The sequence below is a fragment of the Sulfitobacter sp. W074 genome, assembly GCF_025142275.1.
In the GTDB taxonomy this organism is placed as follows: Bacteria; Pseudomonadota; Alphaproteobacteria; order Rhodobacterales; family Rhodobacteraceae; genus Sulfitobacter; species Sulfitobacter profundi.
The window spans coordinates 3271247-3285002 of record NZ_CP081130.1; the positions used below are offsets into that span (position 1 = coordinate 3271247).

Annotated in this window: 17 protein-coding genes and 1 tRNA gene; 9 read left to right on the forward strand and 9 right to left on the reverse strand. The window is 62.6% G+C overall.

Annotated elements, in window-relative coordinates:
- Nucleotides 1-151 precede the first annotated feature (151 nt).
- The gene (locus K3762_RS16325; protein WP_120351953.1) at nt 152-1111 is read left to right on the forward strand and encodes an L-malyl-CoA/beta-methylmalyl-CoA lyase; all 960 of its coding nucleotides are present in this window, start codon (nt 152-154) and stop codon (nt 1109-1111) included.
- Between the two features lie 158 nt (nt 1112-1269).
- Complete coding sequence (locus K3762_RS16330) at nt 1270-2232, forward strand: acetyl-CoA carboxylase carboxyltransferase subunit alpha (RefSeq protein WP_132443802.1); 963 nt, start codon at nt 1270-1272, stop codon at nt 2230-2232.
- Here the strand turns inward: K3762_RS16330 and K3762_RS16335 are convergent.
- On the reverse strand, nt 2229-2675 hold the full coding sequence (locus K3762_RS16335; RefSeq protein WP_165935535.1) for a GNAT family N-acetyltransferase: 447 nt from the start codon (nt 2673-2675) through the stop codon (nt 2229-2231). The two genes, K3762_RS16330 and K3762_RS16335, sit on opposite strands and share 4 nt — an antisense overlap.
- A 293-nt stretch (nt 2676-2968) precedes the next feature.
- Here K3762_RS16335 and K3762_RS16340 point away from each other — a divergent pair, with 293 nt between their 5' ends.
- The gene (locus tag K3762_RS16340) at nt 2969-3280 is read left to right on the forward strand and encodes a hypothetical protein (protein ID WP_132443804.1); all 312 of its coding nucleotides are present in this window, start codon (nt 2969-2971) and stop codon (nt 3278-3280) included.
- A gap of 15 nt (nt 3281-3295) precedes the next feature.
- Here K3762_RS16340 and K3762_RS16345 read toward each other — a convergent pair whose 3' ends face one another.
- The gene (locus tag K3762_RS16345; RefSeq protein ID WP_067624773.1) at nt 3296-3946 is read right to left on the reverse strand and encodes a GntR family transcriptional regulator; all 651 of its coding nucleotides are present in this window, start codon (nt 3944-3946) and stop codon (nt 3296-3298) included.
- Between the two features lie 126 nt (nt 3947-4072).
- Between K3762_RS16345 and K3762_RS16350 the strand changes: the two genes are divergently transcribed.
- A complete protein-coding gene (locus K3762_RS16350; RefSeq protein ID WP_132443805.1) occupies nt 4073-4366 on the forward strand; it encodes a Dabb family protein in 294 nt (97 codons plus the stop codon).
- 8 nt (nt 4367-4374) lie between these two features.
- Nucleotides 4375-5496: an aminodeoxychorismate synthase component I gene (locus K3762_RS16355; RefSeq protein ID WP_132443806.1), complete on the forward strand. Its 1122-nt coding sequence runs from the start codon at nt 4375-4377 to the stop codon at nt 5494-5496.
- Here the strand turns inward: K3762_RS16355 and K3762_RS16360 are convergent.
- Nucleotides 5493-6194: a M48 family metallopeptidase gene (locus K3762_RS16360; RefSeq protein ID WP_132443807.1), complete on the reverse strand. Its 702-nt coding sequence runs from the start codon at nt 6192-6194 to the stop codon at nt 5493-5495. The two genes, K3762_RS16355 and K3762_RS16360, sit on opposite strands and share 4 nt — an antisense overlap.
- A 111-nt stretch (nt 6195-6305) precedes the next feature.
- Here K3762_RS16360 and K3762_RS16365 point away from each other — a divergent pair, with 111 nt between their 5' ends.
- Nucleotides 6306-6635, forward strand: coding sequence for a TIGR02300 family protein (locus tag K3762_RS16365; protein WP_120351960.1), 330 nt, complete (start codon nt 6306-6308; stop codon nt 6633-6635).
- 93 nt (nt 6636-6728) lie between these two features.
- Nucleotides 6729-6804, forward strand: a tRNA-Ala gene (locus tag K3762_RS16370).
- A gap of 295 nt (nt 6805-7099) precedes the next feature.
- Here the strand turns inward: K3762_RS16370 and K3762_RS16375 are convergent.
- Entirely contained in the window at nt 7100-7864 is a 765-nt protein-coding gene (locus K3762_RS16375; protein ID WP_132443808.1) for a sulfite exporter TauE/SafE family protein, read from the reverse strand.
- A gap of 142 nt (nt 7865-8006) precedes the next feature.
- Between K3762_RS16375 and K3762_RS16380 the strand changes: the two genes are divergently transcribed.
- Both K3762_RS16380 and K3762_RS16385 read left to right on the forward strand, forming a co-directional pair.
- Entirely contained in the window at nt 8007-9689 is a 1683-nt protein-coding gene (locus K3762_RS16380; protein WP_132443809.1) for an acyl-CoA dehydrogenase family protein, read from the forward strand.
- Between the two features lie 67 nt (nt 9690-9756).
- A complete protein-coding gene (locus K3762_RS16385; protein ID WP_120351962.1) occupies nt 9757-10149 on the forward strand; it encodes an META domain-containing protein in 393 nt (130 codons plus the stop codon).
- On the opposite strand, the gene recO is transcribed toward K3762_RS16385, so the two are convergent.
- The 5 genes from recO to lepB are packed head-to-tail and all read right to left on the reverse strand — an operon-like array spanning nt 10133 to nt 13624.
- A complete protein-coding gene (gene recO, locus K3762_RS16390) occupies nt 10133-10855 on the reverse strand; it encodes a DNA repair protein RecO (RefSeq protein ID WP_120351963.1) in 723 nt (240 codons plus the stop codon). The genes K3762_RS16385 and recO overlap by 17 nt on opposite strands.
- Entirely contained in the window at nt 10855-11184 is a 330-nt protein-coding gene (locus K3762_RS16395; protein WP_132443810.1) for a DUF1491 family protein, read from the reverse strand. The genes recO and K3762_RS16395 overlap by 1 nt, the downstream gene beginning before the upstream one ends.
- Before the next feature lie 15 nt (nt 11185-11199).
- Nucleotides 11200-12108 (reverse strand): GTPase Era, encoded by a 909-nt coding sequence (era, locus tag K3762_RS16400; protein ID WP_132443811.1) that lies wholly within the window; start codon nt 12106-12108, stop codon nt 11200-11202.
- On the reverse strand, nt 12105-12791 hold the full coding sequence (gene rnc / locus K3762_RS16405; protein ID WP_132443812.1) for a ribonuclease III: 687 nt from the start codon (nt 12789-12791) through the stop codon (nt 12105-12107). Before rnc ends, era begins: the two co-directional genes overlap by 4 nt.
- Complete coding sequence (gene lepB / locus K3762_RS16410; RefSeq protein ID WP_120351967.1) at nt 12788-13624, reverse strand: signal peptidase I; 837 nt, start codon at nt 13622-13624, stop codon at nt 12788-12790. Before lepB ends, rnc begins: the two co-directional genes overlap by 4 nt.
- Nucleotides 13625-13756 lie beyond the last annotated feature (132 nt).

Genomic DNA, 13756 nt, shown 5'->3' on the forward strand with positions numbered 1-13756 from the left:
TTACCGTTCACCGCGCAAAAATCGTGCGTCACGCTTTACCGGCTGCAAAACGGACGAAATGCTGCGAGTGCGAAATCTCCTTGCGATTGGCGGCGCAATTTCATACCAGAATAGCGAACCCTAATGAAACATTATTACCCATAGGTGCCCCATGAGCTTTCGCATTCAGCCTGCCGCCCCTGCCCGTCCGAACCGCTGCCAGCTGTTTGGCCCCGGTTCCCGCCCGGCGATCTTTGAGAAAATGGCAGCCTCAGATGCGGATGTGATTAACCTCGACCTTGAGGACAGCGTCGCGCCGTCGGACAAAGACAGCGCCCGCGAAAATATCATCAAGGCGATTTCGGAGATCGACTGGGGTAAAAAGACGCTTTCGGTCCGGATCAACGGGTTGGACACGCCCTATTGGTATCGCGACGTCGTCGATCTGCTGGAACAGGCGGGGCCGCGTCTCGATCAGATCATGATCCCCAAAGTTGGCTGCGCGGCGGATGTCTATGCTGTTGACGCGCTCGCGACCGCTGTCGAGACCGCCATGGGCCGCGAGAAGAAAATTAGCTTTGAGGTGATCATCGAATCCGCGGCGGGCATCGCCCATGTGGAAGAGATCGCTGCCGCTTCGCCTCGCCTGCAAGCGATGTCGCTGGGGGCTGCCGATTTCGCGGCCTCAATGGGGATGCAGACCACCGGCATCGGTGGCACGCAGGAAAACTACTATATGCAGCGCGGTGAGCAAAAGCATTGGTCCGACCCATGGCACTGGGCGCAGGCCGCCATCGTCGCCGCCTGCCGCACCCATGGCGTGCTGCCTGTCGACGGGCCCTTTGGCGATTTTTCGGATGACGAGGGTTTCCGCGCGCAGGCGCGGCGGTCGGCGACATTGGGGATGGTGGGCAAATGGGCGATCCACCCCAAACAGGTCGCGCTGAGCAACGAGGTTTTCACGCCCTCCGAGGAGGCCGTGGCCGAGGCGCGGGAGATTCTCGCGGCGATGGAAGAAGCCAAGGCGAAGGGCGAAGGGGCGACGGTCTATAAGGGGCGTCTGGTGGATATCGCCAGCATCAAACAGGCCGAGGTGATTGTGCGCCAGTCCGAGATGATCGCCGGGGGCTGAGCGCCTGTGGCAGACCGCCGGGGGCGCTGCCCCCGGACCCCCGCGGGTATTTGAAAAAGGATGAAGAGGTTAGGGTCTGCGCCTGCCTGCCTGTCAAACCCGCGTTGCAAACCGGCGCGTTGCGCTCCATATAACAGGGCAACAAGCCGGAGCATGCAATGACCCAATATTTGGATTTCGAAAAACCGCTGGCCGAGATCGAAGGCAAGGCGGAAGAGCTGCGGGCATTGGCCCGGTCCAACGAAGAGATGGACATCACCGATGAGGCCCGCGCGCTGGACAAAAAAGCGGCGGGGATGCTCGAAGACCTTTATGGCTCATTGACGCCATGGCGCAAATGTCAGGTGGCGCGTCATCCAGAGCGGCCCCATTGCAAAGACTATATCGAGGCGCTTTTTACGGAATTCACGCCGCTGGCCGGCGACCGCAATTTTGCCGATGATCTGGCCGTCATGGGCGGGCTGGCGCGGTTTAACGATACGCCGGTGGTGGTGATTGGCCATGAGAAAGGCAATGACACCAAGAGCCGGATCGAGCGCAATTTCGGCATGGCGCGACCTGAGGGCTATCGCAAAGCGGTCCGGCTGATGGAATTGGCGGATAAATTTAATCTGCCGGTTGTGACCATCGTCGATACGCCCGGTGCCTATCCCGGCAAGGGCGCTGAGGAGCGTGGCCAGTCTGAGGCGATTGCCCGCTCGACGGAAAAATGCCTGCAGATTGGTGTGCCCCTGATCAGCGTGATCGTCGGCGAAGGCGGCTCTGGCGGGGCGGTGGCTTTTGCCACGGCGAACAGTGTCGCGATGCTGGAGCATTCGGTTTATTCGGTGATCACGCCCGAAGGCTGTGCGTCGATCCTGTGGAAAGACAGCGAGAAGATGCGCGAAGCGGCTGAGCAGATGCGTTTGACGGCGAATGAGCTTAAGACCCTTGGTGTCATTGACCGGATCATTCCCGAACCGATGGGCGGCGCGCATCGTCATGCCGAAGAGTCGATCAACGCAGTGGGCAAGTCGATCGAAGCCATGCTCAAGGAACTCGACGGCAAGGACGGCAAGACTTTGGTCAAAGAGCGCCGGACCAAGTTCCTTGAGATGGGCCGCAAAGGGCTGGCGGCCTAGGCCAGCCGCCGCCGAAAACGCGGATCAGGCGTGATTCGATCGAAACCGGCGGCGCGGTAGAACCCCTGCGCGCGCCGGTTTTTTGTATCTGTGCCTACGGTTACATAGCTGCAGCCCTGCGCCTTGGCGTGCTCCAGTGCTGCCTCCACCAGTGCTTTGCCGATGCCGCGCCCGCGGGCGGTGTCGCAGACAAAGAGGTGGTGGAGGTCCATCCCCCTTGCGCCGAATTGCAACTGCATCTGCGGGCAGAGCGCCGCATAGCCATGCAGGCCGGTCACGCCTTCGGCGACCAAGAGTGTCAGCCAAGGCGTGGGGCCAAGGCAGTCCCGTTCCAGCGCCGCAAGCGTGAGTGTGGCGGTGTCGCCGTGGTAGGCGGCCAGCGCGTGGGCCAGATCGAGGACCATTGGGAGGTCGGATTTTTGGGCGGGTCGAATGGGGGGCATGTCGTCTCTTTCTGTGATCGCCACAGGGAGACAAGCAAAGCCGCGCTGTGGCGGCTTGTGGATATGGGAATAGGTGCCGCGCCGGTTAGGAGCGGGGATAATAGACTGTTGTGAAGCAGGTCTGTTCCATGAAGCGTAGATGCGCCTCTGCCGCGCACCTGTCAAGCGCCGCATATGTGACCCGGTGTGATTTGCAAACGGCCTCAACGCAGCCGATATTTATACTACAGGGCGTCTGCGACACCCCTGTGCCGCCGGATGCCCTTGTTGATCACAGCACAAGGGAGCCTGTCATGTATAAACGTATTCTCACCGCCGCCCTGCTCTTTGGTATGGCCTGCACCGGGCCACCGGCTTGGGCTCAGGCTCTGGCCTGCGCCCCGCGCGCGGCGCTCGCCGCGCAATTGGAAACCGACTATGGCGAGACCCTTTCGGCGCGGGGCCTGCAAAACCCCAACGCGCTGATCGAAGTCTTTGCCTCCGCTGAAAGCGGCAGCTTTACCGTGTTGATAAGCAGGGCTGATGGCATGAGCTGTATTTTATCAACCGGCACGCATTGGATGGTCGAGCCTGTCGCGCCGCCAAAAGAGGGCGCGGCGAGCTGAGCATGGGGCCAGCAGTTAACTGGCCAGCATCCGCAAACCTTGGGTGACATCAGAGCGCACCGCCAGTCGCAGCCCCGGTTCATCCCCGGCGCGCAGGGCGGCGATGATCAACCGATGGAAATGCGGTGGCTCGGTCCGGCGCAGGCGGCCATAGAGCGCGCGCATGGTGGGGCCCAGTTGCAGCCAAACTGTTTCCGCCATGGCGAGCATGGCGGGTGCTTGGGCGCGCAGATAAAGCGTGCGGTGGAATTCGAGGTTGGTGCGGATGTAGCTGACCGCATCGCGGTGCGCTACGGCCTCGGCGATATTGGTGTTAATGGTCTGCATCCGCTCGATCAGCGCCATATGCGCCCGCGGCAAGGCGCGTGACGCGAGTTCGACCTCCAAAAGCGCGCGGAGGGCGGCCAATTCCTCAATCCGTTCATTGCTGAGTTCGGGCGTGGAGATGCGCCCTGAGGCAGACATCGTCAGCGCGCCTTCGGCCGCCAAACGCCGCACGGCTTCGCGCGCAGGCGTCATAGAGACCTCATATTCCTTACCGATGCCGCGCAGGGTCAGCGCGTGACCGGGCGGCAGATCGCCGTGCATGATCCGCGCGCGCAGGCGGCGGTAGACACGATCATGGGCCAGCGGTGTGGCCTCGACAGGGCGGGGGCTGAGGTTCATGATGCGGTTGTGATCACAAACGAGCCACCCGTCAAGCGCGGCATTTTGCGGCGCTGAGCACGATCACCCGTTGTCCCGGGCCCTGCGGCGATTTATCGGGGATAAAACCGCCAAAGGAGACGCGCCTTGACCAAACGAAACTTCATCCGTCACGTGGTCTTTTTCTCGGCCAAAGACCCCAAAGACTTGCCTGCGATCGTGGCCGGGCTTTGGAAACTGGCCGACATCCCGCATTCGACTACCTTCGAGATCTGCGAAAACACCCGTGTCGATGCGCTTTCGGGCGATGTGGATGTGGTCGTCTATGCCGAATTCCCCGATGCGGAGGCACTTGCCGCCTATAAGGCGCACCCGATCTATCAAGAATCCATCGATATCGTCCGCCCGCTGCGCGACATGCGCGTGCCTGCGGACTTTTAAGGCGCGGCATGGCTGGCCCTTGCGTCCTCTTTGACACTGGCCCGCTGGGAAGCGGCACGGGTTTTCATGCGCCCCAGCGGATCATCAGTGCCCAGACCCCCGCAGAGGTGCCCGCGGCCTTCGCAGCCCTTGAGGCGGCGCAGGCGGGAGGCGCATGGCTTGCTGGCTATGCGAGTTACGAGCTGGGCTACCTCGGCTCTGGTAAGCTGCGCGATCTGATGCCTGCGGAGCGCGGGCTGCCCCTGCTGCGTTTCGGGGTGTTTGATGCGCCTGAACCGCACCGTTTCGACGACGCAACTGGGGATGCGAGCCTGTCTGCCCTAACGCCGGATTGGGACTTTGCCGAGTATGAGGCCGCGTTTGCGCAGGTGCAGGACTTCATCACAGCCGGGGATATCTATCAGGCCAATCTGACCTTTGGGATGGAGGGGCGTTATAGCGGCACGCCTGCCGCCCTCTATGCCCGGCTGCGGCAGCGCCAGAGGGTGGAACATGGGGCCTTCGTCGATCTTGGCGGCCCGGTCCTGCTGTCACGCTCGCCCGAGTTGTTCTTTGCGCTGACCGCGGACGGACACCTGACCGCGCGCCCGATGAAGGGCACCGCGCGGCGGGGGCGGGACGCCCATGAAGACGCCAAGCTGCGCGCCGATCTTGCTGCCTCGGAAAAGAACATGGCCGAGAACCTGATGATCGTGGACCTGCTGCGCAATGACATCAGCCGGATTGCCGAAGTGGGCAGTGTCGAAGTGCCGAAACTGTTCGAGATCGAAACCTATGAGACCCTGCACCAGATGACCTCGCGGATCACGGCGCAGGTCTTGCCGGGCAAGCGGCTGGCCGAGCTCTTCCACGCGCTTTTCCCCTGTGGCTCTATCACCGGCGCGCCGAAAATTCGCGCCATGCAGATCCTGCGCGCGCTAGAACCCGCGCCGCGCGATGCCTATTGCGGCGCGGTGGGCTGGATCGCCCCCACGGGGGCCATGCAGTTCAACGTGGCGATCCGCACGGCGACCTGCCACGCGGATGGGCGGTTGCGGCTGAATGTCGGTGGTGGCGTGGTGCACGACAGCACGGCCGAGGATGAATATGCCGAAGCGCTGCTGAAAGCGCGCTTTGCGACCCTTGCCTAGAACCGGTAGCGATGCAGCCTGCCGCCATGGTCGCGCAGCCATTGGCGGGGGGCCTGATAATCACCGTATATCCGCGTGACCTCGGCCCAGAAGGCGGGCGAGTGGTTCATCTGCGCCAGATGCGCGACCTCATGGGCGGCGACATAGTCCAGCACCTCGGGCGGGGTCATGATCAGCCGCCACGAGAACATCAGTCCGCCATCACTGGTGCAAGACCCCCAGCGTGAGCGCGTGTCGCGCAGGGTGATCCGGGCATAGGGCCTGCCCAGCAGGGCGGCATAGTCGTCACAGGCCCCGGCGAGGCGGTCGCGGGCCACTTCGCGCAGATGCGCCGCAAGACGTTTGCCGATGCTCTCCTCCGGGCCGGGCACGAAGATTTCTTCGGGGCCGATCCGCACGCCCCTCCCTTGCATCTCACGCCCCTGCCCGCCGCGCACCCGCAGCACCTTGCCGCCCACCGGCACCTCAGCCCCCGGCGCCACGATCACATCCTCGCCCCGCGCGGCGAGATGTTGGCGAATCCAGTCCTGTTTGGTTTCGGCAAAGGCCAAAGCCTCACGCTCAGCCAGACGTTTGGGCATGGTCAGGGTGACCCGCCCGTCCAGCTGCGAGATCCGCAATGAGATGCGTCGCGCGCGCGCCGAACGGCGCAGGATCAGCGGAATCGGCGGGTTGCCGGGCAGCACAGGGTCTTTCATTACCGGAGCAACGTCCCTAGATAGAGGCCAAAGCCTTTGACAGTGCCCCCCTCATATGGCACTTGGCCGGAATCATCTACACGCAACAGCAATATTATAAAGGGGTGTTTCATGCCCAACGAAGAATGGGGAACCAAGCGCCTGTGCCCCACTACGGGCAAGCGCTTCTATGACCTCAATAAGAATCCGATCATCAGCCCCTACACGGGCGAAGAGGTCGAGGTCGACAACTCCAAGTCGCGCATGATCGCGGCGGATGCCGAGGATGCGGTCACAGCCAAAGCCAAGAAGGGCGACAAGGCGAACGACGAATCGCTGGTCGATGACGATGACTCGGTCGACGTGGATCTGGACGACGACATCCTTGATGACGAAGACGATGATGACGATACAGTTCCGCTCGACGATCTGGCCGATGTGGCCTCGGACGACGAGGACTAATTAATCGGCGGCGGGGTCAATTTTCCGCTTGATCCCGCCTCCGCCAGCGCCTAATTAGCGGCACAGAACGACCCGGATCAAATGATCCACGATGGGGCCTTAGCTCAGCTGGGAGAGCGCCTGCATGGCATGCAGGAGGTCAGCGGTTCGATCCCGCTAGGCTCCACCAAGCCTTTTGCAAAGCAAAAGGCGTCGCGCGGCAGTCGCTTCGAAGAAGCGATGAGAGCGCTAGCGCAACTGCCTATACAAATGATACGCACGATTTGACCATGGCAAACGATGCTTTGCGATCAAAATCTTTAGACCACCCCCTGCCTACTGGTCGCTGATCTGTCTCGCCTCTTGCCACTATGCCGCGCCCATGATGTGCACTGCCTAGCGAAGGCCAAACCTTGCCAAATCGCCAACCCATTGGGATAGGCTGATGATAGCTGGTCGTGCTGCACGCTTATTTCTGGACCCGCTTAAGAGATCGCCCGTCGGATCAGGTTCAACCCCGCCACCATCAGCACCAGCAACGTCATCTTGCGGAACAGCACCGGGTCCACCCGGTCCATCACCTTGCTGCCCAGCCAGACGCCCAGCATTACCGGCAGGATCAACAGCGCGGAAAACGGCCATGTCTGCGCATTCAGCACTCCTGACCCGATATGCGCCGCCAATAGCGCCACAGCGCCCAGCCCGTAGATCACACCTTGGATTCGCATCTGGTCATGTTTCTCGGTTCCGAGCGCGGTGAGATAGGCCACCGTGGGCGGCCCCCAAATGCCCGAAATCCCTCCGACGGCCCCGGCAAAACCGCCCACCAGCGCCTCAACCTTAGCCGAGCGCTGCGGCAGGTGGAATTTATGCTTGGACAGTTGCAGCAGCGCGAACAGCACCACCGGCACCCCGATCATCAAGAGCATCACGGTGGCGGGCACCAGCCGCACCATCTGCGCGGAGAGCACCAGCATCACGCCGCCGCAAACCAAGAAAACCCAGAACAACCGGATCGAACGCAGCGCCGCCTGCGGCCCCTGCCGCAGCGCTTGGAACGCATTGGCCAGCACCGTCGGCAGAATCAGCCCCGCCAGCGCCAATTCGGGCGCCATAAAGGTCGTGAGACCAGAAATCAGCACGAGCGGCAGAGCAAAACCAACAACGCCCTTCACGAACCCGCCACAGAGGCCGATTGCAAGTGCAGCATAGAATTCGAACGGAGTGAGAAAGGGGAAAATACTGTCCATACCGCTACATAGCACCCCCTCGGGCAGCCGCACGTCAAAAATGAGCACGCAATATTAAAACAAAATGCTGCAGCAAAACGTATCTTTGTTGTGCTGCGACTGCGAAAGGTCTATGTCTTCCCCAAGCAAGAAAGGACAGCTCATGGCACATGATGGTCAGGATATGACGATGCATAGCGTAATTCTCGACGATCTGATCGGGCTCACCGGCGCGACGCTGCCGCCGTTGGATCGGCTGCTGGAAACCGCCATCGCCGCCGTCCGCGCGCAGGTGAGCGAGGGGGGGCGCGTCTCGGCCAAGCTGATCGAGGCCAACCAGACCGCCGCCCACGGGCTCGCATGGCTCGCCACCTATGTCCAAGCGCTGCGACAGATGCAGCTTTGGGCCGAACGGCTGCAGGATGACGGGCGCTTTGGCGAGGTTGAGCAACTGCTGCACCAGATCGGCTTTGGCGAATACCTTTGCCAGATGCGCGGCGGCATCCAGATGAACCAAGGCGAGATACTGCGCCTGCAAGATTTGGGGCTGAGCGCTGAGGATGAGGCCACGCTCGACGCGCCGTCGATCACCACCCTGACCCGCGGCGGCAACACCCAAGCCCCGCGCAGCCGTCTGGTGGAGCTGATGCAGGAGCGCAGCGCCGATGTGACCTTTGGCGTCAGCGGGCTTGATGAAGAGCTTGAAATGATCCGCGACCAGTTCCGCCGCTACGCGGTCGAAAAGGTCGAGCCCTTCGCCCATGACTGGCATCTGAAAGACGAATTGATCCCCATTGAGGTGATCGAAGAACTGGCCGAAATGGGTGTTTTCGGCCTGACCATTCCCGAAGAATACGGCGGTCTGGGCCTGACCAAAGCGTCGATGTGTGTGGTCAGCGAAGAACTGTCGCGCGGCTACATCGGTGTTGGCTCGCTTGGCACCCGCTCGGAAATCGCGGCGGAACTGATCCTCTGCGGCGGCACCGACGCGCAGAAAGAGAAATGGCTGCCCCGCATCGCCAGCGCCGAGACTTTGCCCACGGCCGTTTTCACCGAGCCGAACACCGGCTCGGACCTCGGCAGCCTGCGCACCCGCGCGGTGAAGGACGGCGACGACTATAAGGTGACCGGCAACAAGACATGGATCACCCATGCGGCGCGGACCCATGTGATGACTCTGCTGGCGCGGACCGACTCTGAGACCACAGACCACCGTGGCCTGTCGATGTTCTTGGCCGAAAAGACCCCCGGCGATGATGCCAACCCCTTCCCCACCCCCGGCATGACCGGCGGAGAGATTGAGGTGCTCGGCTACCGCGGGATGAAGGAATACGAACTGGCGTTCGACGGTTTCGAGGTGAAGGGCGAGAACCTGCTCGGCGGCGAAGAGGGCCGGGGCTTCAAACAACTGATGGAGACGTTTGAATCCGCCCGCATCCAGACCGCCGCCCGCGCCATCGGCGTGGCGCAATCGGCGCTCGATATCTCGATGCAATACGCCCAAGACCGCAAGCAATTCGGTAAGGCGCTGATCAACTTCCCCCGCGTGTCGGGCAAGCTGGCGATGATGGCGGTGGAACTGATGATCGCCCGGCAGTTGACCTATTACAGCGCCTTTGAAAAAGACGCCGGACGGCGCTGCGATGTCGAGGCAGGCATGGCCAAACTGCTCGGCGCGCGGGTCGCTTGGGCGGCAGCGGACAACGGGCTGCAGATCCACGGCGGCAACGGGTTCGCGCTGGAGTACAAGATCAGCCGGGTGCTATGCGATGCGCGGATTCTCAACATCTTTGAGGGTGCGGCGGAGATCCAAGCGCAGGTTATCGCGCGGCGGCTGCTGGGCTAACGCGCCGGGGTTGCAAGCGCTGCCGATGTCGAGGACATAGGCGGCGTTTCAACCCAAAGGACAGCCCATGCGCAGCTTTTTGATCCTCGCCGCCCTCAGTGCCCTACCGCAATGCCAAGGGGATGAGACCGTCCGCGCCTACGGGGCGGGCGACAAGACATGGACCTTGGTGGAGTTGGACGGCACCCCCTTCGACGCCCGCGCCACGCTGACCTTCCCTGAGACCGGCAAGATCGCTGGAGAAGCCCCCTGCAACGCCTATAGCGCCGCAATGACGGTGCCCTACCCTTGGTTCGACGCGGGCCATATCGCCGCCACGCGCCGCGCCTGCCCGGATATCGCAGCCGAGACGGCGTTTCTGAACGCTTTAGGAGAGGTGACCATCTCGGATGTGCTGGGCGACACGCTGATCCTGTCGGACGACAGCGGCGCGCGGCTGGTCTTCAAAGCCGCCGACTAAAGGCATCGACAAAGCGCGCACGGGCTTCGGGCAGAGGCTTGCCGCCCAGATCGCGCGCCAGATGCGCGGCAAGGAAATGGCCCGTTGTAACAAGCCCCTGCGCAATCTCCGCATCGCTCCCGGTGCCGCCCCGCAGGACAGCCGGCAGCGGCAGCAAACGATCCGCCCACTCCCCCGCGCCCTTGGCCGAGACCGCACGGCCCGACTTGGGCGAGACATAGGCCAGCCCCTCTGTCACCCCGGTCACCGCGCAGGCCTCAAGATCAAGCGCATAGCCCATCTCTTCCAACAGACGCAGTTCCCACTTCAGATAGGCCAGCGGCCAGACCTCCCCCTGCCCCAGAAGATCAAGCAGCGCTTCGGTGCGGCGGTAGAGCGCCGGATGCGGCTCGCGTTCGGGCAGACAAAAGGACAAAAGCGCGGTCACCGCGTTCAACCCCGCCAGCGCCAGACGGTCCTGCATGGCCACCGCGGCACGGCTGCGCAAAGGCTCGACCGTGAAGGCACCGATATGGTCCTCCAACCGCGCGCGCCATGCCAGATCAAGCTGCGCGCCGGGCTGCAGGCTGGGGGCGATCTTGCGGCTGGTGCCGCCGCGCACGATCCCGGCATGGCGGCCCTGTTCGGGGGTGAAGACTTCGATGATGGCAGAGGTTTCGCCATGTCGCCGCGCGCTCAGCAGGATGCCCTGATCGCGCCATTCCATCAGGTGAGCCCCGGTTTGTCCAACAGGTGGCGGCCCTGCCGGTCTTCGACTTCGATCACCCAGAGGTCCGGGTCAAAGCTGCGCTGGCGGCTGACGGTGGCGTCAACCTCGGCCTCGTCACCCGAAGCCAGCTCAATCCACTTCCGGTCGCCGGTCATCAAATCAAAAGAGCGTTGAAACAGCACTGCTTTGCCGTCCAGCGTCGCCAGTTTCACCAGCACAGCGCCGCCCGTGTCATCGCCATGAGCCACAACAAAGGCCGGGATATCCTGCAAACGCAGCCGGGTGAGATAGGCGTCGACCCAGAAACGCGCGGTCAGACGCGGCATGGCTGGCCTTTACGCTCAGTCGTTGCCATCTTTGAAATCCAAGCCCATCTCGGAATAGCGCTCGGCCTCTTCCAGCCAATTGGCACGGACCTTGACCTGCAAGAACAGATGCACCTTGCGGCCCAAGAACTCTTCAAGCTCTTCGCGGGCGGCCTTGCCCACGGCCTTAATCGTCTCGCCCTTATTGCCCAGCACGATGCCCTTGTGACCGTCGCGCACGACATAGACCAACTGATCGATCCGGGCCGAGCCGTCCTTGCGCTCTTCCCAATTCTCGGTCTCGACCGTGAGCTGATAGGGCAGTTCCTGATGCAGCCGCAGGGTCAGTTTCTCGCGGGTGATCTCGGCCGCGATGTTGCGCATCGGCAGGTCGGCGATCTGGTCTTCGGGATAGAGCCACGGGCCTTCCGGCACCTCGCCGGCCAGCCACTGGCGCAGCGTGTCGATACCGTGGCCACGCTCGGCGGAGATCATGAAAGTCTCGGTGAAATCGAAAGCTGCGTTCATCTTCTCGGTCAGACCCAGCAACACAGGTGCCTCAACGCGGTCGATCTTGTTGATTGCCAGCGCCACGCGGCGGCCCTTGGCGATGTTGCCGAGCTCCTCAAGGATACGCTCGACACCCTCGGTCATGCCACGGTGCGCTTCGATCAAAAGCACGATCACATCCGCATCGGCAGCCCCGCCCCAAGCGGCAGCCACCATGGCACGGTCAAGCCGGCGGCGCGGCTGGAACAGGCCGGGGGTGTCGACGAAAACCAGCTGCGCGTCGCCCTCCATCGCCACGCCGCGGATGCGGGCGCGGGTGGTCTGGACCTTATGGGTCACGATCGAGACTTTGGCCCCCACCATGCGGTTCAGCAGCGTGGATTTGCCCGCGTTGGGCTCTCCGATCAGGGCGACGAATCCGGCACGGGTGGTCATGAGTTATTCTCCAATTGCCGCAACAGCGTGGTGGCGGCGGCCTGTTCGGCGGCGCGTTTTGAGGGCGCGGTGGCGGCGGCTTCGGCGCCGTTGTCCAACCGCGCGGTAATGGTAAAGACCGGCGCATGGTCGGGGCCGCTGCGGTCAGTCTGTACATAGCGCGGCGGGGTCAGCCCGCGCGCCTGTGCCCATTCCTGCAACGCGGTTTTGGCGTCGCGGGCGTCTTCTTTAACCGTTTTGAGCCGGTCGCCCCAGAGGCGCAGCACCAGCGCCTTGGCCGCGTCAAATCCGCCATCCAGATAGACGGCAGCGATGACCGCTTCGATCGCATCGCCCAAAAGCGCCTGTTTGCGCCGCCCGCCCGAAATCATCTCAGACCGGCCCAGTTTCAGCACCTTTCCCAGATCGATCTCGCGCGCCACATCGGCGCAGGTTTCCTTGCGCACCAATGCGTTGAACCGCGGGGCCAACTGCCCCTCGGTCGCACCGGGATCCAGCGCCAGCAGCGCCTCGGCCATGACGAGGCCCAGCACCCGGTCGCCCAGAAACTCCAACCGCTGGTTGTCATCACGGTTGGCCGAGGACATGGAGGCATGGGTCACGGCGCGCACCAGCAGGTCCGGCGTGGCAAAGTGGTGGCCGATCCGCGCCTCAAAGGCTTTGAGGTCTCCGCTTAGCTTCATCTTACAGCTTCGAAGAAACGGTCGCTGCGCCATGTCCAGAAGAACAGCATCGAACGCCCGGCAGAACTGAACATGATGCGATCCGCGCGGCCAATCAGGTTCTCAAACGGCACGAAACCCACGCCACCGGCGCGCTGCGCCAACCGGCTATCGGCAGAATTGTCGCGGTTGTCGCCCATGAAGAAGTAATGCCCCTCAGGCACGGTATAGACGCCCGTGTTGTCCGACTGCTGGTTGGTGATGTTCAAGATCGGATGCGAGACGCCATTGGGCAGCGTTTCGATCTGGCGGCTTTTGACGCAGCTGCCGCCTTGCCCAACGGGGCCGTTTTCGCAACGCGGGCGCAGTTGTTGTGGGCCTTGCGGGGCCATGACCTCTTCAAAGGTGCCTGCATCTTCGACTTTGACCGGGGTGCCGTTCAGGCTGATGACGCCGTTTTGGATCTGCACCTTGTCCCCCGGCAGACCGATCAGACGTTTGATGTAGTCGCGGCCCGATACGGGATGACGGAAGACCACCACATCGCCGCGCTCAGGCTCGGACCCGAAAAGCCGATCGTTGTCGCCGTCGAACACTCCGCAGACATCCTTGGCGTCGATCTCGATCCCGACACCAGGGAGCATCAGACTGGGGCAAGACGCATAGGAATAGCCGTAAGCCATCTTATTCACGAAAAGGAAATCGCCGATCAGCAGCGTCTCTTTCATGGAGCCGGAGGGGATCCAGAAGGGCTGGAAGAACAGGGTCCGAAAGACACCCGCGATCAGCAGCGCCCAGAAGATTGTCTTGATGGTTTCGACAAAGGCGTTGCCGGTTTTTTCCTTAGCGGCCATGCGGCGCTCCTGACATATCGGTTTGGGGTTACATGCGGGGCCGTGCGGGCCAAGTCAAGTGACGCGGGGCCGGATCGGCCTGCCCCGCGTGCATATGACGCGAAACGGCGGGGCGCGCCAGCCTGAGGGGTC